The organism is Duganella sp. LjRoot269 (assembly GCF_964254095.1).
Lineage (GTDB): Bacteria > Pseudomonadota > Gammaproteobacteria > Burkholderiales > Burkholderiaceae_D > Rugamonas > Rugamonas hordei.
This window is the reverse complement of sequence record NZ_CAXUSL020000001.1, coordinates 2,832,784-2,851,749: the sequence shown is the minus strand read 5'-3', so window position 1 is coordinate 2,851,749 and position 18,966 is coordinate 2,832,784. Positions and strand designations below refer to the sequence as shown.

Annotated in this window: 18 protein-coding genes; 2 read left to right on the top strand and 16 right to left on the bottom strand. The window is 66.9% G+C overall.

All coding sequences use genetic code 11. The features are described from left to right. Window positions 1-33: 33 nt before the first annotated feature. Window positions 34-393, bottom strand: a complete 360-nt coding sequence (locus ACSQ3S_RS12840; protein WP_176653935.1) for a hypothetical protein — start codon at window positions 391-393, stop codon at window positions 34-36. 147 nt (window positions 394-540) lie between these two features. Here ACSQ3S_RS12840 and ACSQ3S_RS12835 point away from each other — a divergent pair, with 147 nt between their 5' ends. Then, the gene (locus ACSQ3S_RS12835) at window positions 541-1,629 is read left to right on the top strand and encodes a type II asparaginase (protein WP_176653934.1); all 1,089 of its coding nucleotides are present in this window, start codon (window positions 541-543) and stop codon (window positions 1,627-1,629) included. Window positions 1,630-1,692: 63 nt separating this feature from the next. On the opposite strand, the gene ACSQ3S_RS12830 is transcribed toward ACSQ3S_RS12835, so the two are convergent. Continuing rightward, entirely contained in the window at window positions 1,693-2,286 is a 594-nt protein-coding gene (locus ACSQ3S_RS12830; RefSeq protein WP_176653933.1) for a UbiX family flavin prenyltransferase, read from the bottom strand. Window positions 2,287-2,480: 194 nt separating this feature from the next. On the opposite strand from ACSQ3S_RS12830, the gene ACSQ3S_RS12825 reads away from it, so the two are divergent. Continuing rightward, window positions 2,481-4,058: a UbiD family decarboxylase gene (locus tag ACSQ3S_RS12825; RefSeq protein WP_436142602.1), complete on the top strand. Its 1,578-nt coding sequence runs from the start codon at window positions 2,481-2,483 to the stop codon at window positions 4,056-4,058. A 74-nt stretch (window positions 4,059-4,132) separates the two neighbouring features. Here the strand turns inward: ACSQ3S_RS12825 and ACSQ3S_RS12820 are convergent, their stop codons facing one another. The 14 genes from ACSQ3S_RS12820 to ACSQ3S_RS12755 form a co-directional block, all read right to left on the bottom strand. Next, a complete protein-coding gene (locus ACSQ3S_RS12820) occupies window positions 4,133-4,858 on the bottom strand; it encodes an enoyl-CoA hydratase/isomerase family protein (RefSeq protein ID WP_436142601.1) in 726 nt (241 codons plus the stop codon). Further along, window positions 4,851-7,169, bottom strand: a complete 2,319-nt coding sequence (locus tag ACSQ3S_RS12815; RefSeq protein ID WP_436142600.1) for a xanthine dehydrogenase family protein molybdopterin-binding subunit — start codon at window positions 7,167-7,169, stop codon at window positions 4,851-4,853. Before ACSQ3S_RS12815 ends, ACSQ3S_RS12820 begins: the two co-directional genes overlap by 8 nt. Continuing rightward, window positions 7,166-7,654, bottom strand: a complete 489-nt coding sequence (locus tag ACSQ3S_RS12810) for a (2Fe-2S)-binding protein (RefSeq protein WP_353402448.1) — start codon at window positions 7,652-7,654, stop codon at window positions 7,166-7,168. The genes ACSQ3S_RS12815 and ACSQ3S_RS12810 overlap by 4 nt, the downstream gene beginning before the upstream one ends. Before the next feature lie 35 nt (window positions 7,655-7,689). Next, window positions 7,690-8,202: an SRPBCC family protein gene (locus ACSQ3S_RS12805; RefSeq protein WP_436142599.1), complete on the bottom strand. Its 513-nt coding sequence runs from the start codon at window positions 8,200-8,202 to the stop codon at window positions 7,690-7,692. Window positions 8,203-8,225: 23 nt separating this feature from the next. Then, window positions 8,226-9,026: an FAD binding domain-containing protein gene (locus tag ACSQ3S_RS12800; protein ID WP_436142598.1), complete on the bottom strand. Its 801-nt coding sequence runs from the start codon at window positions 9,024-9,026 to the stop codon at window positions 8,226-8,228. Between the two features lie 41 nt (window positions 9,027-9,067). Further along, window positions 9,068-9,826 (bottom strand): alpha/beta fold hydrolase, encoded by a 759-nt coding sequence (locus ACSQ3S_RS12795; protein WP_436142597.1) that lies wholly within the window; start codon window positions 9,824-9,826, stop codon window positions 9,068-9,070. Beyond that, complete coding sequence (gene fahA, locus ACSQ3S_RS12790) at window positions 9,826-11,160, bottom strand: fumarylacetoacetase (RefSeq protein WP_436142596.1); 1,335 nt, start codon at window positions 11,158-11,160, stop codon at window positions 9,826-9,828. Before fahA ends, ACSQ3S_RS12795 begins: the two co-directional genes overlap by 1 nt. Beyond that, window positions 11,160-11,687 carry a VOC family protein gene (locus ACSQ3S_RS12785; protein WP_436142595.1) on the bottom strand — a complete coding sequence of 176 codons (528 nt, stop codon included), beginning with the start codon at window positions 11,685-11,687 and terminating at the stop codon, window positions 11,160-11,162. The genes fahA and ACSQ3S_RS12785 overlap by 1 nt, the downstream gene beginning before the upstream one ends. A gap of 23 nt (window positions 11,688-11,710) precedes the next feature. Then, window positions 11,711-12,901, bottom strand: a complete 1,191-nt coding sequence (locus ACSQ3S_RS12780) for an FAD-dependent monooxygenase (protein WP_436142594.1) — start codon at window positions 12,899-12,901, stop codon at window positions 11,711-11,713. 158 nt (window positions 12,902-13,059) lie between these two features. Continuing rightward, complete coding sequence (locus tag ACSQ3S_RS12775; RefSeq protein ID WP_353402439.1) at window positions 13,060-14,013, bottom strand: LysR family transcriptional regulator; 954 nt, start codon at window positions 14,011-14,013, stop codon at window positions 13,060-13,062. A gap of 99 nt (window positions 14,014-14,112) precedes the next feature. After that, window positions 14,113-14,763, bottom strand: coding sequence for a 3-isopropylmalate dehydratase small subunit (gene leuD, locus ACSQ3S_RS12770; protein ID WP_436142593.1), 651 nt, complete (start codon window positions 14,761-14,763; stop codon window positions 14,113-14,115). Next, window positions 14,760-16,184, bottom strand: coding sequence for a 3-isopropylmalate dehydratase large subunit (gene leuC, locus ACSQ3S_RS12765; RefSeq protein WP_436145018.1), 1,425 nt, complete (start codon window positions 16,182-16,184; stop codon window positions 14,760-14,762). The genes leuD and leuC overlap by 4 nt, the downstream gene beginning before the upstream one ends. A 14-nt stretch (window positions 16,185-16,198) precedes the next feature. After that, window positions 16,199-17,590 (bottom strand): MFS transporter, encoded by a 1,392-nt coding sequence (locus ACSQ3S_RS12760; protein ID WP_436142592.1) that lies wholly within the window; start codon window positions 17,588-17,590, stop codon window positions 16,199-16,201. A 31-nt stretch (window positions 17,591-17,621) separates the two neighbouring features. Then, window positions 17,622-18,716 carry a porin gene (locus ACSQ3S_RS12755; protein ID WP_436145017.1) on the bottom strand — a complete coding sequence of 365 codons (1,095 nt, stop codon included), beginning with the start codon at window positions 18,714-18,716 and terminating at the stop codon, window positions 17,622-17,624. Window positions 18,717-18,966: the final 250 nt, after the last annotated feature.

The following is an 18,966-nucleotide window of genomic DNA, read 5'->3' as shown; positions in this document are numbered from 1 at the left end:
CCTCGTTCAATATGCGGCAATGATAGCGCTTATTCAGCGACAGAGTTGCTGCCACTGCTGCTCGAATTCGGCCGGCGAAACATCCTGCGCCAGCAAGGTCAGGTCGCGCGCGACCGAGATATAGCGCTGGTAGCCAATGTAACCGCCAAACGCGTCCTTGGCGTTGACTTCGCCGCATGGGGCGCCGCCCTTGCCGATGAACTGGTTGCGGAACTGCGCCGACGCCGGCTCCCGCACCTTTTCCTTCACATATTTCTCGCCCAGGCTGGTCAGTGTGGCCGCTTCCTCGCGCTGTTTTTCCGCCGCGCTCTTGCCGCAGGCACTCAGGCCCACGGCCAGCAAGGAAGCCAGCACTAACGCCGCGCCCTTGCGCATGGTGTTAGCCAAATCCATAATGTTTTCTCTTTTGTAATTATCTGTAAGCAATTATCTACTATCTTAACAATTTCTGCATAGTCATTAACGCGGCATGGGCTTGCATTGTTGACAGACCACGTATTTGTTATTATCCCAAGCTTTACAGCCTGATCAGGAGATCACATGTCCCACCCGATACCCGCACGGTTCTTCAAGGCGCTGCTGTGCTGCGCATTACTGCTTGGCAGCTATGCCGGGGCGGCAGACAAAGTGGCCGCCCCGCTCGCCCATGTGACCATCCTGGCCACCGGCGGCACCATCGCCGGCAGTGGCGCCACCAGCACCACCACGGTCGGCTACACGGCCGCCACCGTCGGCGTGGACCGCCTGATCGCCGCCGTGCCGGAGCTGGCCAAGGTGGCCCAGGTCAAGGGCGAGCAAGTGTTCCAGATCGCCAGCGAAAACATGAGCAACGAACACTGGCTGACCTTGGCCAAGCGCGTCAACGTGCTGCTGGCCCAGTCCGACGTGGACGGCATCGTCATCACCCACGGCACCGACACGCTGGAAGAAACCGCCTACTTCCTCGACCTGGTGGTCAAGAGCAAAAAGCCGGTGGTGCTGGTCGGCGCGATGCGCCCGGGCACCGCGCTGTCGGCCGACGGCCCGATCAACCTGTACAACGCCGTACTGCTGGCGGCCAGCCAGGAAGCCGTCGGCAAGGGTGTGCTGGTGGCGATGAACGACCAGATCCACGGCGCCCGCGACGTGACCAAAACCAACACCTCGACGCCGGACAGCTTCAAGACGCCGGAACTGGGCATGCTGGGTTACATCCAGGGCAACAAGCCTTACTTCTACCACGCGTCGACCCGCAAGCACACGGTCGACACCGAGTTCGACGTCTCCAAACTGGACGCACTGCCGCAGGTCGATATTTTCTACGGCTACGCCAATGTTAATCCAGTTGCGCTAAACGCGCTGGTGGCCGCGGGCGCCAAGGGTATCATCCACGCCGGCGTGGGCGACGGCAGCCTGGCCGCCAAGGTGACGCCGTCGCTGACGGCCGCCCGCAAGCAAGGCGTAGTGATCGTGCGTTCGAGCCGCGTCGGTCAGGGCATCGTGGCCCGCAACGGCGAAGCCAACGACGACGAGCTGGACTTCGTGGTCTCCGATACGCTGAACCCGCAGAAAGCGCGCATCCTGCTGATGCTGGCCTTGACCAAGACCAGCGACAGCAAGGAAATCCAGCGCATGTTCTATACCTACTGAACGAGGTGGGGAGTTTGAATGCGCCGGAACCGGCGCATGATGAGATATTAGTTTGTTAGTTTGTCACTCCGGGGCCACCTGGCCCCGGGGATCCCAGCGCCTCACCGTCTTCGCGTCGAGGCCGAACAGGTCCAACACCCTTCCCAGCGTATGGTCGACCATCTCGTCGATGCTCTGCGGCCGCGCGTAAAACGCCGGCACCGGCGGATAAATGATGGCGCCCATCTCGGTCACCGCCGTCATGCTGCGCAAATGGCCCAGGTGCAGCGGCGTCTCGCGCAGCATCAGCACCAGCCGCTTGCGCTCCTTGAGCATGACATCGGCGGAGCGCGACAGCAGCGTGCTGGTCATGCCAGTGGTGATCTCCGACATGGTCTTGATCGAGCACGGCGCCACGATCATTCCCGAAACCTGGAACGAACCGCTGGCGATGCTGGCTCCGATGTCGCTGTTGGAGTGGACCACGTCGGCCAAGGCGCGCACCTCGGTCACGCTCAGGTCGCTCTCGTGGGCCAGCGTGACCTGGGCCGACTTGCTCATCACCAGATGCGATTCCACATCAAGCTGGCGCAGCAGCTGCAGCAGGCGGATGCCGTAAACGACGCCGGAGGCACCGCTGATGCCGACGATAAAACGGGGACGGGATGATGGTTGCATGATGGTAGATGTCTGGTAGTTGCAGCGCTGGAGAGCCGATGGTAACAGAGCCAAACAGCCGTGAACGGCGCGGTCAAATTAATTAGTTTTTCTAATTAAGTGATCAGATATTGTTGCTTCAGTTATGTGCCGTAGTGCTTTAGATTGCGATGGTCGACACCTGTCGACACCGATCATGACATACGGAGACAACATTGAGTTCCCATCCCGATTTCAACGCCGCGGAGCAGGCGAGCGCCCTTCCCGACCTGGAGCGTTTCGAACTGCGCCGGTTTGCCGCCGCGCTAGGCGAGGCCGAATTTGAACACCACGCCGGCCCGGTCGAACTGGCCGACGTCGCGCGCCTGCTGGAAGGCAACCCGAAAGCGGTCATCTTCGACCGTCCCTCCGGCGCCGGCGACGCCGCCCCGTTCGCGCTGTGCGGCAACCTGGCCGGCAGCCGCAGCCGCCTGGCGGCGGCTTTCGACACCACCTCCGAAAACCTGCTGCAGGAAGTGCTCAAGCGCCTGCGCCGGAAGGCCAGCATCCACCAGGTTACGCGCGAGGCGGCGCCGGTGCAGCAGGTGGTGCTGACCGGCGACGACTGCGACTTCACCAGGCTGCCGGTGCACCTGCAGCACGGCCTGGACGGCGCCCCCTACATCTCCTCGTCGATCGATTTCGTCATCGATAAGAACACCGGCTGGACCAACGTCGGCGTGCGCCGCCTGATGCTGCGCGGCCGCCGCACCGCCGGCATCGACCTGATCGCGCCGTCCGACCTGCGCGCGATCTACCTTGAACACGCGAACCGCGGCGAACGGCTGCCGATCGCCTTCGCGGTGGGCACCCACCCGATCGACCACGTGGCCGCCACCATGCGCCTGCCGACCGATGAACTGGAACTGCTGGCGTCGCTGCGCGGCGCGCCGCTGGGCGTGGTCAAGTGCGTCACCAACGACCTGATGGTGCCGGCCGACGCACAGTTCATCCTCGAAGGCTACCTCGACGAAAACGGCCACGTCGAGCCGGAAGGCCCATACGGCGAGTTCCTCGGCTACTACGGCGGCGTCAAGCGTAATCCGCTGTTCCACCTGACGGCGATCACGCACCGCCGCGACCCGGTGTTCCAGACCTCGACCATCAGCGGCCGCGACATGGCCTATACCGACACCGCCCAGCTGTGCGCGTTGCGCACCGAGGTGACCGTCTGGCGCGCTCTGGAAGTGGCCGTGCGCGAAGTGAAGGCGGTGTACGCCAGCGCGGCCAACGGCGGCATGTTCAACATCCGCGTCTCGCTGCAGCAGCGCGTGCCGGGCGAGGCGCGCAACGCCATCGCGGCTGTATTCGCCTGCCTGGCCAACGTCAAGCACGTGTTCGTGGTCGATCCCGACATCGACATCTTCTCCGACGACCAGATGGACTGGGCGCTGGCGACCCGCTTCCAGGCCGACCGCGACCTGGTGCTGCAGGACCGCATGCGCGCCATGCCGCTCGATCCGTCGCTGGCCGGTTCCCACCACACGGCGAAGGCCGGCTTCGACCTGACGCTGCCATTCCTGCGTCCGGGCATGAACCGTTCGATCGAGCACCGCGTGCCGGCCGCGCCGGTCTTCGACGGCGCGCGCTTCGAGTCGCTGCAGGCGGCGCTGGAACATGGACCAAAGCTGTTCGCCGAACTGATGGCAGCCGTCGGCAGCCGCGACGGCCGCGAAGTGGTCCGCTGGCTGGAAGACACCGGCGCCACGCGCGCCATCACGCGCGACGACGAAGGCCGCTACCTGTTCGCCTGAGCGACGCCATCCCCGTAAAAAGCAATGAGCCGCCATCCCCAAACCGGGGATGGCGGCTCATTTTTTGACGTGCTTTAAAAACGTGTAGACAGCGCGGTGGCGGCAAGATGGCCAGCCAGCACGCTGGCCGATGCCGGCGCCATGCCGGGGGCCAGCGACAGGAACTGCTTGACGGCGCGCAGTGTCACGGCGCCGTTGCCGAGCATCGTCTGGACCAGCATATCGGCCGCGGCATCGAGTCCGGCGGCCGGCATCACGCTGGCCACCAGTCCGGCCTCGAGCGCCTGCACGGCGCTCAGCGGCATGCGGCTGTAGATCATATGCGCCAGCGTCTTGACCGGCACACGGTCGGCCAGCGCAGCCATCACCAGCGTTGGCGGAATATCGCGCTCCATCTCGGGAATCTGGAACACTGCGTCATCGGCGCACAGCACCAGGTCGGCCACGCAGGCCAGCGCACAACCGGCGCCTATCGCGCGGCCCCGCACTACTGTCAGCACCGGCACGGGCACCGCCTTGATCGCGTCGTACAACGCCAGCGGCGGCAGCGCCACCACCTGGCGCACGGTCTCCGCCGATGGCTTGGTGCCGAGCGTGGGGATAGGCGAATCGCGGCCGGTGCAGAAATCGGCGCCGTCGGCGTCGATGCGCACCAGCTTGACGCCGGGGTCGAGCGCCGCCAGCGCGGCGACGATCAATTCGCCCATGCGGGCCGTCAGCGCGTTGCCCTTGTCGGCGCGTTCCAGGCGTATCGCCAGCACGTCGCCGTCACGCATGATGTTGACTTGTTCTTTATCCATTTTCCTGTTCCCGGTGTATGTAATTCCAGATCACCGCCGGCGTGGCGGGCATGTCAAGCTCCTGGGAGGCGCCCTCGCCCAGCGCGTCGGCCAGGGCGTTGTAGATGACGGCGGTGGCCGGCGTGATGCCGCTCTCACCGCCCCCCTTCACGCGCAGCGGGTTGCCAGCGGTCGGATCCTCGGAGAATTCAAGCGTCATGCGCGGCACCCGGCCGGCGCGCGGCACGCCATAGTCCATATAGGAACCCGACAGCACCTGCCCGCTGTCGGGGTCGACGTAAAAGCCTTCCGACAGCGCCTGGCCTATGCCCTGCGCCAGTCCGCCGTGCACCTGGCCTTCGACGATCATCGGATTGATCGGCTGGCCGACGTCGTCCACCGAGATATAGTGCAGCAGCTCGACTTCGCCGGTGTCGGGATCAACCTCCAGTTCCATCGCGGCCGACCCGGTCGGGTGCGCGGCCATGCGGCCATTGAATTCCACCTCGGCTTCAAGCGGCGCCAGGCCCGCCTCGGCCAGCCGGCGCGCCAGCTCGAACAGGCCGACCCTGTGTTCGCCTGTGCGGAACGAACCGTCGGCGAACGACACCGTGGCCGCATCGACCTCCAGCAGCCCGGCCAGCGCGGCCTTGCCCTGCTCGACGATCTTGGCCGCGCCATGCACCAGCAGCGTGCCGCCCAGCCGCATGCTGCGGTCCGAGTGGGTGCCGCCGCCGACGCTGACAAAGGCGGTGTCGCCGGTGCGCAGGCGTACCGAGTCGACCGGCACGCCCAGCTGCGCCACCACCACCTGCGCGAAGGTCGTCGCGTGGCCCTGGCCCTGGGTCTGGGTGCCGGACACCAGGTCGATTACGCCCTGCGGCAGCACGCGCATCTCGATGCGCTCGCGCGGCGCGCCCACCGGCGCCTCGATGTAGTTGACCAGGCCGATGCCGCGCAGCTTGCCGTGCGCGGCGGAAGCGGCGCGGCGCGCCGCGAAGCCGTCCCAGTCGGCCAGTTCCAGCACACGTTCCATGTTGCCGGCGAAGTCGCCGCTGTCGTAGTGCAGACCCATCGGGCTCAGGTAAGGCATGGCGTCGCGCCGCACGATGTTGCGGCGGCGGATCTCGACCCGGTCGATGCCCAGCGCGTGCGCGCCGAGATCGAGCAGGCGCTCCATCATGTGGTTGGCCTCCGGCCGCCCGGCGCCGCGATAAGGCGCGGTCGGCGCGGTGTTGCTCAGCACCGCGCTGATGTGCACCGCCGCCACCGGCACGTGGTACACCGTGGTCATGACGCGGGTCCCGTTCGACATCGGCACGTACGACACCGTATGGGCGCCGACGTTGCCTATCCATTCATTGTCGATGGCCAGGATATGGCCGTCGGCGTCGAACGCGATTGCCGCGCGCAGCATCGCGTCGCGGCCCTGGTAGTCGGACAGAAAGGCCTCGCTGCGGTCGCCGGTCCACTTGACCGGACGCCCCACCTCGCGCGCCGCCCACACCACCGCCAGCTGCTCGACATAGAGCGAGCTGCGCGGACCGAAGCCGCCGCCCACGTCCGGGCACACCACGCGCACCTTGTCGGCCGGCACGCGCAGCGCGGCCACCAGGCCCATTTTCTGGCGCACCGCGCCCTGGCTGCCCGAGATCAGCGTATAGCTGCCGGCCTCGGGATCGTAGACGCCGATCGCCGCGCGCGGCTCCATCTGGCAGTTGACGACGCGGCTGTTGTGGAATTCGCGCCGCAGCACGTAATGGGCGCCGGCGAAGATGGCGCGCGCCCTGTCGCGGTCGCCCAGCTGCGTCTGGAAGCACAGGTTGCCGGGCGCATCGTCGTAGAGCTGGGGAGCGCCGGCGGCCATGGCGGCATCGGCAAGCACCACCGCATCGAGCACGTCGTAATCGACGTCCACCAGTTCGGCGGCGTCGCGCGCCTGCGCTGCGCTGGCGGCGATCACCATCACCACCGCCTCGCCCACGTGGCGCACCTTGTCGACCGGCAGCGGCAGGTGCAGGCGGCTGTAGACGGAGCCGGTCAGCGACTCCCTGAACGCCGGCGCCGTGTGGTCGATGGCGTCGAGCGGCATCGGCACGTGCTGGATGCCCTGGAAACCGGCGGCCAGGTAGTCGTCGCCGGTCAGCACCGCCAGCACGCCGGGCGCGGCGCGCGCGGCGCTGGTGTCGATCGCATGGATGCGCGCGTGCGCGTGCGGCGAGCGCAGGAAGGCGGCATACACCTGGCCATCGACGCTGATGTCGTCGGTGTACTGGCCGTTGCCGGTCACCAGGCGCCGGTCTTCCAGGCGTGGCAGGGACTGGCCGATCATGGCTGTGCCTCCAGTTCGGGATACAGCGCGCGGGCCGCATGGCGCACCGACGCGATGATGTTCACATAGCCGGTGCAACGGCAGATATTGCCCTCCAGCGCAGTATGAATGGCCTCGTCGTCCAGCGACGCCGGCTTCTCGCGCAGGAAATAGTCGATCGCCATGATCATGCCCGGCGTGCAAAAACCGCACTGCAGACCGTGGCACTGCACGAAGGCTTCCTGCACCGCGTGCAGCCGGCCATCCCGCTCCATGCCCTCGACGGTGCGCACGCTGCCGCCGCTGGCCTGGGCCGCCAGCACCGTGCACGACTTGACGGCGGCGCCGTCAAGGTTGACCGTGCAGGCGCCGCACTGCGTCGTGTCGCAGCCGACATGGGTGCCGGTCATGCCCAACTCCCGCCGCAAAAACTCCACCAGCAGCGTGCGGTCCTCAACCTCGCGCTCGACCTGTTGGCCGTTGACCTGTAATTTCACTTGTACCACGTCTCACCTGCCTGTTCTTGATAACTGTCTGTGGCTCAGCCGCGCTGCCACCATTTTTTGGGCGCGCCCTCGGCGGCGGGGGCGTCGTCGACGGCTTCGGCCGGCGGCGCCAGCTGCTCGCTGAAGCGCTTGAAGAATTCGTCCGCCATGCGGTTGGCCACCGAGGCCACCAGGCGCGATCCCACCTGGGCCAGCTTGCCGCCCACGTCGGCCGTGGCGTCGTAGGTCAGCACGGTGGCGCCAGCCTCCGGCGCATCGGCCAGCGTGACCACGGCCTGCATCTTGCCGAAGCCGGCCACACCGCCCTCGCCCTTGCCGGCGATGCGGTAGCCTTCGTTGGCGCGCCGCTCCGACAGCGTCAGGCTGCCCTTGAAGCGCGCCTTGACCGGGCCGACCGCGGCCTGCACCACGGCCTCGTACTCATCCTCGCTGCGCGCGCTGAACGATTCGCAGCCGGGCACGCAGGCTTGCAGCACGGCCGGATCGTTGAGTGCGGTCCACACGGTTTCACGTGAGGCTGCGATGGTTTGGGTTCCGCTGAATTCCATGTTGTCTCCTTGTGCGGCCGTCTCTAGCGGACGGCCAGTGCCGCGACTGCGCGGCGGGTGAATACTTCGACCAGGTTGGCGCGGTAGCGCGCCGGCGTGCGCTCGTCGTCAAGCAGCAGGTCGGGATCGATGTGCAGGCCGTCCAGCGCCGCCACGTCGCAGCCGGCGCCCAGCGCCTGCTCGGCCTCGCGCCAGCGGAACACCGACGGCGCGGCGCCGGTGACGGCCAGCCGCACGTGCTCGCCGAAGTCCGCCACGAACACGCCGGCCAGCGCGTAGCCGGACGCCGGGTGGCGGTATTTCCGGTAGGCGGCGCGCCGCGGCAGCGGATACTCGATCGCCACCACCAGCTCGCCCGGCGCCAGCGCGGTCTCGAACATATCGACGAAAAAATCATCGGCCGGCAAACGCCGCGCACTGGTCACCACGGTCGCGCCCAGCCCCAGCACCGCCGCAGGGAAGTCCGCCGCCGGATCGTTGTTGGCGACCGAACCGCCCATGGTGCCGCGGTTGCGCACCTGCGGATCGGCGATCAGGCCGGCCAGGCAGGCGAGCGCCGGTATCGCCTGCCGCACCACGGCGCTGTCGGCCACCTCGGCATGGCGGGTTGCGGCGCCGATGCGCAGCACGCCGCCTTCCAGCGCGATGCCCCTGAGTTCCTCCAGTCGGGTCAGGTCGACCAGATGCGACGGTGCGGCCAGGCGCTGCTTGAGCGTCGGCACCAGCGTCATCCCGCCCGACAGCGGCTTGGCGTCGGGGTGTTCTTCCAGCAAAGCCAGCGCCTGCGCCAGCGAGTCCGGACGGACGTAATTAAGTGCGTACACGTTGTTCTCCAGTGGCCGCGCGTCGCCGCCGGCCGGCCCGTTCAGGGCTGTTGCAAATAGTTGTCGAGCGCCGCGGCCAGCGCCAGCGGCGTCTCGTGCATCGGATAGTGGCCGCAGCCCTCCAATACTTCGAGCTCGGCGTTCGGATACCAGGCCAGCCAGCTGCGCTCCATCAGCTCGCGCGTCAGGGTCGGGTCGTTGGCGCCGATGAATACCTTGACCGGCATCGGGTTGCCCTGCACGCGGTCGGAAAAGTCCACCATGCCCCAGTCGCGCAGGTAGCCTTCAAACGCCTGCGGCAGGCTTTGCTCCGCCGAGTCCCGCGCCAACCGGCACAGCCAGGCAAACGGCAGCCGCTTGCCGGTCGAGAAGTCGAGGATGAACTGGCGTTGCGCCAGGTCGGTGGCGGCCTTGCCGAACATCGCCAGGCGCTGCTCGTCCATCCGCGAGCCGCAGGCCGGCACCGCAGCGATGGCTGCCATGCGCTCGATGCGTCCGGGACGCGCGGCCAGCAGCACGCGCTGGATCGCCACCCCGCCCATCGAGTGGCCGACCAGCGCGAAGCGCCCCCAGCCCAGGCTGTCGGCCAGCGCCAGCACGTCGGCCGCCGCCTCGTCGAAATTGAACTCGCCATCGAGCCCGCGCGAGCGGCCATAACCGCGGTAGTCGGCGAACACCCAGGTGGCGCGCTCGGGATCGAGTCCGGCCAGGATGCCGGTCCAGTCCTCGGCCCAGCCGAAGGCGCCGCCCAACACCATCACCTTGCGCGAGCCTTGCCCGAACTGCATGTGGCCCAGCATCAGCGGCTCCCGCCGGACAGGTCGCGCGCAGGCTCGATGCGGCCGCGGCACTCGCCAAAGCCGATCGTCACCGCGCCCTTGCGGGCGGCGCGGGCGCGCAGCACGATCTCGTCGCCGTCTTCGAGCGCGGTGCGGAATTCCTCCGGCCCGACTTTCAGCGGATCGGCGCCGGCGTTGGTCAGTTCGGTGATGCAGGCGCGCGCGCCGTCGTCGGCGCCGGAGATCGTGCCGCTGCCGATCAAATCACCCGGGCGCAGGTTGCAGCCATTGCTGGTGTGATGCGCCACCATCTGGCCGAAGGTCCAGTACAGGTTGCGCAGGTGGGTCCTGGTGATGCGCAGCGGACCTTCGCCGGCGGCGCGCCGTGCGGGGGTCGACAGCCAGGCTTCCAGGCCGATGTCGATGCCGCCTTGGGACTGGTCGCGCGGATCGGACAGGTGCGGCAGCGGGTCGGGATCGCCGGACCCGCGCGGCGGCGCTGGCATGCGGAACGGCACCAGCGCTTCCTGGGTAACGATCCACGGTGAGATCGAGGACACGAAGCTCTTGCCGAGGAAAGGCCCGAGCACCTGCTCCCACCACTGGATGCTTTTGGCCGACCAGTCGTTGAGCAGGCAGTAGCCGAAGATATGTCCGTTCGCCTCGCCCAGCGGGATCGGCTGGCCGAGCTGGTTGCCCTGGCCGACGAACGCGGCCAGCTCCAGCTCGAAGTCCAGCATCGGCGCCGGACCGTATTCCACGGCGCCGGCGGCGTTCTTGTACTGGCCGTGCGGACGCACCACCGGTTCGCCGCTGACGCGGATCGACGAGGCGCGGCCGTGGTAGGCGATCGGCAGCGATTTGAAGGCCGGCGGCAGCGGATCCTTCAAGCCCTTGTAGCGGCCATGGCGTTCGGTGTGATGCAGCGAGGTGAGGAAGTCGCTGTAGTCGCCGATCTCGCACGGCAGCGCCATCGATACCTTGGACATCGGCACCAGGATGCGCTCGCGCTGCGCCAGCACCTGTTCGAGTTGCGGACTGTCGCTGCGCAGCAGGTCAGACAGCGCGGCGCGCAAGGCCGACGCGTGGCGCGGGCCGAGCGCCATCAGCCCATTGAGACTGCCGCCGGCGCAGGCGCGCGCGGCTTCGGCGGCGTCGCCGTCCAGCAGCTTCAGTTCGAGCAGCATGGCGAGGTCGACGATCTGGTCGCCGATGGCGACGCCGGCGCGGCGCGCGGCACCATCGTCGAAGACGCCGAACGGCAGGTTCTGAATCGGGAACTCGGCGTCCGCGAGATTGGCGCTATCGACCCAGGCACGGCGCGCCGGATCGTGGGTGGCGTTCAGTTGGATCATCAGTGCACCTCTCGTGCCGGACGCGCCGCTTTTTCAGCGCTCCAGTTGTCGATCGCGCCGCGCGCCTGCCGGCGGAAGCCTTCGTGCATCTGCGGCGTGCCGACCGGCGTGGTGAACTCGAGCCGGAAGCCGTTCGGATCGAAGAAGTAGATCGACTTGACGAAATGGTGATCGACCGGGCCGATCACCTCGACACCGGCCGCCTGCAGGCGCGCCTTCATGGTCTCGAGATCGCCCACGCTGTCGACCCGCAACGCGATGTGGTTGACCCAGGCTGGCGTATTGGGGGACGGCTCGGCGCTGACGTTGTCGCCGAGGTCGAAGAAGGCGATGTTCGAACCGTCCGTCATCTCGAAGAACAGGTGCACGTAGGGGCAGTACTCGCCGGTGCTGGGCACGTGGTCGAGGCGGATCACGTGCACCAGCGGCAGGCCGAGCAGGTCTTCGTAAAAGGCGCGGGTTTCTTCGGCATCGCGGCAGCGCCAGGCGAAGTGATGCAGTCCGCGCACGGCGGGCGTATTGGTCATGATGATCTCCTTGTTGTTTGGGCTTACAGGGGAACGGCGTCGACGTCGTACTGGAACAGCCATTCGTAGCGTTCCTTGACGCGCTCCTCGCTCCATTCCCTGGTGACATAGGCGGCGGCGCCTTCGGCATGCGCCAGCGCCGGGTTGTGGAAGCGTTCGGCGTTGGCGGCCGAGCCGCGCACGATGCGCGCGGTGCGTTCGTGGCGCGCGGCCTCGTAGCGGCGCAGCGCGTCCGGCAGGTCGCCGCCGTACTGCGCCAGCGCGCGCGCCAGGATGTAGCCGTCTTCGAGCGCCATACCGGCGCCCTGGGCCAGGAACGGCAAGGTCGGATGGCAGGCGTCGCCAAGCAGGGTGACGCTGCCCTTGGACCACTGCGGCATCGGCTCGCGCACCATCAGCGCCCACTTGTACGGCACCTCGATGGCGCGGATCATGGCTTGCACGTCCTCGTGCCAGCCGGCGAAGTCGGCCAGGCATTCTTCGTGCGTGCCGCGCTCGGACCAGGATTCCACCTCCCAGCCGCCGCCTTCGACCGCGCCGACGAAGTTGACCAGCTCACCGCCGCGCAGCGGATACTGGATCACGTGCGCGCCGGGACCGACCCAGTTGGAGCCGTACGGTTCGCGCATATGGGCCGGCAGGTCGGCGGCGCGGATCACGCCGCGCCAGGCCATGATGCCGGAGAAGCGCGGCGCATCCGGTCCAAACAGGGCTTCGCGGGTGCGCGAGTGGACGCCGTCGGCGCCGATCACCAGGTCGGCGGTCCAGCTGTCGCCGTTGGCGCCGTGCACGGTGACGCGGCCGTCGCCGTGCTGCTCGTGGCGCTCGACCTTCACGCCGAGGCGGATGGCGTTCGGATTGCGCTGGCGCACGCCGTCGGCCAGCACCGTGTGCAGGTCGGCGCGGTGCAGCGTGAAGTAAGGATAGCCAAAGCGCTCGCGCGAAATGGCGCCAAGGTCGAACAGGGGCCAGGACTGGCCGGTATTCCACAGGCGCACGCGCTTGCCGGCAGGCTCCGAGGCGATTTTTTCAAGCGCCGGGCCGAGGCCCAGTCGGTACAAGACGCCGGTGGCGTTCGAGCTCAGTTGCACGCCGGCGCCGATTTCCTTCAGCTGTGCGGCCTGTTCCAGCACGGTGACGTCGAAGCCCCGGTCGAGCAATGCGCTGGCGGCGGTCAGGCCGCCGAGACCGGCCCCGATGATGATGATTTTCATATGCTGTCTCGCTAATTTTTTATACTGTTTATGAAGGGGCGGACAGGCCCCGTCGCTGAACCAATATAAAGAATCCACATGGAGAGCGGAAGCAAAAAGAATCTATCGTTTAATCGAAAAGCCTAAACAATGAAGACGGCGAACAGCGCCATATGGCGTCAGGCTGCGGCCTTGCCGCGTCCGCGGCCCTTCTTGACGACGCCGGCCTTGGCGCTGTAATCCAGCGCCACCTGTTCGAACACGGCCGACAAATGGCCCAGCGTTTCATTGCTGCCGCGCCCCGCCCGCGTGATGCAGTAGAACGGCAGTTCGATGGACGGAACGATCGGGTACAGGCGCACCCGGAAGCGCTGGCAGGCGGCGGCCGAGATCGACGGCACCACGGCCACGCCGAAGCCGGCTTCGGCCATCGCGATCGCCGTTTCCAGATGGCCGACCTGGGTGCGCTTGCCGGTGGTGACGGCGGCCGCGCTGAGGTTTTCCTCGACCATGCGCTGGATCGGCGTCTCGTCCGAAAAACAGATCAGCGGCACGCCCTGCAGCGCGCGCCAGGTGTCCGCTTCGGCGCTGAAATCCGGCCAGTCGGTTTCCTGCATGCCGATGGCGAGCATCAGCCGGGTCGGAAAAATCGGCATGCGCTCGACGCCGGATTCCTTGCGGAAGAACGGACCGTAGGCGGCGTCCAGCGCGCCATCCTCGACCATGCGCAGCAACTCGACCGGTGTGTTGTCGACGACGTCGACCCGCACCAGCGGGTACAGGCTGGCGAAGCGGCTCAACACTGTCGGCATCAGGCTCACGGCGATATGCGGCATGACGCCCACGCGCAGCAGGCGCTGTTCCTCGCGGCCGATCTTGCGCAACTCCAGCGCGGCGTTTTCGATGGTGGCGACGATGTGGGTGGCGGTGGGCAGGAACATCCGCCCGGCTTCGGTCAGCGCCACCGAGCGCGTGGTGCGGTCGAGCAGGCGGCAGTGCAGCTGGGTCTCGAGTTCGCGGATGATGGCCGACAGCGCCGCCTGCGACAGGTGCAGCCGCTGCGCGGTCTTGGTGAAGCTGGAGGCCTGGGCCACCCCGATGAAGACCTTGAGCTGCCTGAGCGAGAGATTCATGAGTAGTCCGATGAAGCGGGCGCTGCCGCAGATTGCGAAGATCCTATTCTAGCAGCAGCGGCAGCAGCGGCAGCAGCGGATGACAGCGGGCACCGTCCCTCAATCGCAGAGGTTGGCGGCCAGCCACGGGAAGCGCCGCAGGCGTTCGCTCTCGAAGCCGGCGATGCGTTCGCGCTGCTGCAGCGCCAGGCCGATTTCATCGAGGCCGTTGAGCAGGCAGTGGCGCGTGAACGGCGCGATGTCGAAGCCGGCCGTGAAGCCGTGCGCACCGATGACGCGCTGCCGTTCCAGGTCGACGCGCAGGCGGCACCCCACAGCGCTTTCGGCGGCGGCGAACAGCTGTTCCATCGAGGCGGCGTCCAGCTCGACCGGCAGCACGCCGTTCTTGCCGCAGTTCTGGCGGAAGATGTCGGCGAAGCTGTGCGCGATGATCACCTCGAAGCCATATTCCAGCAGCGCCCACGGTGCATGCTCGCGCGAGCTGCCGCAGCCGAAATTGCGCCCGGCCAGCAGGATGCGCGCGCCCTGGTAGCGCGGCTGGTTCAGCACGAAGTCCGGATTGAGCGGACGGCGCGCATGGTCCTGGCCCGGCTCGCCGGCGTCCAGGTAGCGCCAGCTATCGAACAGGTTGGGGCCGAAGCCGGTGCGCGCCACCGATTTCATGAACTGCTTGGGCAGGATGGCGTCGGTGTCGACATTATCGCGCCGCAATGGCGCGGCCAGCCCTTCCACTATCGTGACCGGCTTCATCGCGCGCCCTCCCCGGCCAAGCTGCGGACGTCGGCCAGGCGGCCGGTCAGCGCGGCGGCGGCCGCCATGGCGGGGCTGAGCAAATGACTGCGGCCGCCGGCGCCCTGGCGTCCTTCGAAATTGCGGTTCGAGGTCGAGGCGCAGCGTTCGCCCGGCGCCAGCCGGTCGTCGTTCATCGCCAGGCACATCGAGCAGCCCGGCTCGCGCCACTCGAATCCGGCGTCCTTGAAGATACGGTCCAGGCCTTCGCGCTCGGCCTGCTCGCGGACCAGGCCGGAGCCCGGCACCACCAGCGCCAGCGTGATGTTGTCCGCGATCCGCCCGCCGCTGGCGGAGAGTACGGCGGCGGCGGCGCGCAAGTCTTCGATGCGGCCGTTGGTGCAGGAACCGATGAAGACCTTGTCGATGCGGATGTCCCGCATCGGCGTGCCCGGCGCCAGGTCCATATACGCAAGCGCGTGCTCCAGCGCCTGGCGGCGCGCCGGGTCTTCCTCGCTCGCCGGATCGGGAACGGCGCCGCCGATCGGCGCCACCATCTCGGGCGACGTGCCCCATGTCACCTGCGGCGCGATCGCGGCGGCGTCGATCTCGAGCACGCGGTCGAAGCAGGCATCGTGGTCGGACACCAGCGTGCGCCAGTGCGCAACCGCGGCATCCCACTGGGCAGCCTTGGGCGCGAACGGACGGTCGCGCAGATAATCCAGCGTGGTCTGGTCGACCGCCACCAGGCCCGAACGCGCGCCGGCCTCGATCGCCAGGTTGCACAAGGTCATGCGCGCCTCCATCGACAGCGCGCGCACCGTGGCGCCGGCAAACTCGATCGTATGCCCGGCGGCGCCGCCGCTGCCGATGCGACCGATCAGATACAGCGCCAGATCCTTGGCGCTGCAGCCCGGCGCCAGCTCGCCTTCGATACGCACCAGCATGTTGCGGCTCTTGCGCGTGGCCAGCGTCTGCGTGGCCAGCACGTGCTCCACTTCGGAGGTGCCGATGCCGAACGCCAGCGCGGCCAGCGCGCCATGCGTGCTGGTATGCGAATCGCCGCACACCACCATCATGCCGGGCAAGGTCATGCCCTGCTCGGGCGCGACCACGTGGACGATGCCCTGGCGCCGGTCCTGCATGCGGAACTGGGCGATGCCGTGGCTGCCGCAGTTGCGCTCCAGCGTTTCCACCTGCAGGCGCGAGAGCGGATCGGCGATGCCGTTGGCGCGGCCGCTGGTGGGCACGTTGTGGTCGCACACGCCGAACGTGGCGCCCGCGCGCCAGACCGGGCGCCCGCTCGCGGCCAGGCCGGCAAACGCCTGCGGGCTGGTCACCTCGTAGACCAGGTGGCGGTCGACGTAGAGCAAGGCCGCGCCGTCGTCGTCGATGCTGACCAGGTGCTCGTCCCAGAGCTTGTCGTAGAGGGTGCGCGGCAGGACTGGCATGGTCATCAGGGTGCGATTTCTTCCAGCGACTTCTGGCGCGTCTCGGTCATGCCCATGGCGGCGACGATGCCGAGCACGCAGACGCCGGCAAACATCAGGAACACCACGGCGACGCCGTTGGAGCCCAGCACCACGCCGACGATGGCCGGGCTGGCGGCCGAGGCGGCGCGGAACCAGGACGTCGCCAGCGAGGTGCCGATGGCCCGCATGCGGGTCGGGTAGATTTCCGGCGTGTACAGGAACAGCATGATGGTGACGGTGCCGATGACGGCGTACGCGGTCGAACCCAACAACATGACGGTGTAGGCCGAATGGGCGCCGCTCAGGTACAGCGCGGCCAGCAGCACGGCGGCCAGCCCGAACGCGCACATCGCCCACCGGCGGCGGCCGACGCGGTCGACCAGGAAGGCGCAGACCAGCACGAAGACGACACTGAGCACATTCGACATCGAGGCCAGCCGCAGCGACTCGCCCAGCGGCAGGTGATAGACCGTCTTGTACAGGCTGGGCAGCCAGTTGTTCAGGCCGTTGGCGACGAAGTACGCGATGCCCCACAAAGCCCACACCACCAGCGTGCGCTTGCGGTAGAACGACGAGAACAGCTCGCGCATGCCCGCCTTGCGCGGCGCCGCCAGGGCGGCCGCCGGACGCGGCTTGGGCACGATGCGCTGGTCGGTGCTGGCCTCGAGGCCTTCGATGATCTTTTCCGCTTCGTCGTAGCGGCCCTTGCCGATCAGCCAGCGCGGCGATTCGGGCAGGAACCAGATGAAGCCGACGATCAGCAGGCCCGGGATGCCGCCCACCAGGAACATCGACTGCCAACCCACATTGGGCACCATCAGCGCGCCAGCCTGCGCCGCGGCCAGCAGGCCGATCGGGAAGATCAGTTCGTACAGCATGAAGAAGCGGCCGCGGTTGTGCGCCTGCGACAGCTCGTTGATATAGACCGCGGCAACCGGATTGCCGCCGCCCACCCCGATGCCCTGGATGAAGCGGCACACCATCAGCGCGCCGAAGTTGCCCGTCAGCGCGCAAGCCAGGCTCATCACCGACATCAGCAGGATGGTCCAGAACTCGCTCTTGACGCGGCCGACGCGCTCGGCCAGCCAGCCGAAGAACAGCGCGCCGATCAACTGGCCCAGATAGCCGGTCGCGATCAGCACGCCGATGTCGGCGGGCTTGAGGTGCCACATGCCGATCAGCACCGGCAGCACATACGCCAGCGACAAAGCGTCAAAGGCGTCGAAAAACGTTGCGCTGCCCATCACCACCCGGGCCTTGATATGCCAGCGCGAAATCGGCACGCTCTCCATGCGGGTCAGCAAGCTGGCGCCGCGATCGGCATGCTGGTCCGGCACGCCGGCGGCAGGCTGGTAGTCGATAATGCTTTGAGACATGTAACACCTTTCTGGTTATTGCTGTTTCTGCTCAGAACTGCACTTGTACGCCGGTGCGCAGCAGCGCCTGCGATTGGCCGCTCGACGGTGTATAGCCGAAGGCGCCTGCCACCGCCCCTTTGCCGCTGGCGCGGACATACGAAGCACCAGCATAGACCTGGGTGAACAAGGTGTACAGGCTCAAGTGCTGGCTGACGAACAAGTTCAACTGGTTGTACTTCATGTCCATGAAGGTCGAGTGGGCGGCCGAGACGCCGAGGAAGCGCCGCTTCTGGCCCCCGCTGAGGTCGACGTTCACGCCGGCCTGCAGGTTGCGCTGCTCCTCCTCGCCGCGATTGTTTTCAAACGACACCTGGGTAAAGGTCGCGTGCGGGATGAAGATGCCGATCTGGTAAGAGCCGCCGAGGACGATGGTGCTGTAGCGGTCGGCGTTGAACACGCTGTTGCTCAGGTTCTGGCCCAGCACGCTGGTGACGCCGAACACGCTTTTCAGGTCGGCCGTGCGGTTGTGGAACATCGAATACGAACCGGCCAGGCGCGACTGGCTGCCGCTGTAGCGGAAGCCGGCCGAATACTGGCGGCTGCGCGAGAAATTGCTCGGATCCTCGCCAAAGCCGTTCATCACACCGACCTGCAGGCCGTCGACGACCGGCGTTTCATAGCGCACCGCGTTGTCGATGCCATACACATTGGCCAGGTTATCCAGGTTGCCTGGCGAATAAGCCCAGGAGATGCCGGGAATACTGTTGTTCAGCGGTCCCACATAGTCGTAGGCGAAGTCGGGCATGCGCCCCAGCGTGAGCGTGCCCAGCGTATTGCTGTTCAGGCCGACCGTGGCGTAGCGGTTGAACAGCTTGGTCGGATTGGCCTGCGTGCCGGCGTCGGAATTGAAGCCGGTTTCGAGCTTGAAGAAGGCGCTCAGGCCGCCGCCGAGATCTTCGGTGCCGCGAAAGCCGATGCGGTCGGGCGAACGCTTGCCCGCGTTGACCGCCCACAGGTGCGCTCCACGGGCGTTGCTGACATAGTCGAGGCCGTCATCGATGCTGCCGTACATGACGACGCTGGTCTGGTTGGTGGTTTGGGCGCAGGCGCCGGCGCAAGCAAGGGCGCCAAGCGCGCATACCAGGATCTGGGATTTGATGATAAGTCTCCGTTTTGATTTATAAACAACGGCACATAATGCGCAGCATTGTCGCGAACCGTTTCCTTCTTCCGTCTTGAGTGCGGAGTCGCTCCAATATAGGGGAAAAATTAAATTGGAATAAGCAAAAAGATTCTATCGATAAATCGGTTTTCCCGAACAATTACCTTGCTAGTCGGTACTGCGCCCAGATAGTGCGGAAATCGATTGCGGCCATGGCACATCATGCGGCATC

Bases quoted from the DNA above. Each gene is read 5' to 3' on its own strand.
- ACSQ3S_RS12840 (WP_176653935.1), bottom strand. From the start codon at position 393: ATGGATTTGGCTAACACCATGCGCAAGGGCGCGGCGTTAGTGCTGGCT.
- ACSQ3S_RS12835 (WP_176653934.1), top strand. From the start codon at position 541: ATGTCCCACCCGATACCCGCACGGTTCTTCAAGGCGCTGCTGTGCTGC.
- ACSQ3S_RS12830 (WP_176653933.1), bottom strand. From the start codon at position 2,286: ATGCAACCATCATCCCGTCCCCGTTTTATCGTCGGCATCAGCGGTGCC.
- ACSQ3S_RS12820 (WP_436142601.1), bottom strand. From the start codon at position 4,858: ATGGATAAAGAACAAGTCAACATCATGCGTGACGGCGACGTGCTGGCG.
- ACSQ3S_RS12815 (WP_436142600.1), bottom strand. From the start codon at position 7,169: ATGATCGGCCAGTCCCTGCCACGCCTGGAAGACCGGCGCCTGGTGACC.
- ACSQ3S_RS12805 (WP_436142599.1), bottom strand. From the start codon at position 8,202: ATGGAATTCAGCGGAACCCAAACCATCGCAGCCTCACGTGAAACCGTG.
- ACSQ3S_RS12795 (WP_436142597.1), bottom strand. From the start codon at position 9,826: ATGCTGGGCCACATGCAGTTCGGGCAAGGCTCGCGCAAGGTGATGGTG.
- fahA (WP_436142596.1), bottom strand. From the start codon at position 11,160: ATGATCCAACTGAACGCCACCCACGATCCGGCGCGCCGTGCCTGGGTC.
- ACSQ3S_RS12785 (WP_436142595.1), bottom strand. From the start codon at position 11,687: ATGACCAATACGCCCGCCGTGCGCGGACTGCATCACTTCGCCTGGCGC.
- ACSQ3S_RS12780 (WP_436142594.1), bottom strand. From the start codon at position 12,901: ATGAAAATCATCATCATCGGGGCCGGTCTCGGCGGCCTGACCGCCGCC.
- ACSQ3S_RS12775 (WP_353402439.1), bottom strand. From the start codon at position 14,013: ATGAATCTCTCGCTCAGGCAGCTCAAGGTCTTCATCGGGGTGGCCCAG.
- leuD (WP_436142593.1), bottom strand. From the start codon at position 14,763: ATGAAGCCGGTCACGATAGTGGAAGGGCTGGCCGCGCCATTGCGGCGC.
- ACSQ3S_RS12760 (WP_436142592.1), bottom strand. From the start codon at position 17,590: ATGTCTCAAAGCATTATCGACTACCAGCCTGCCGCCGGCGTGCCGGAC.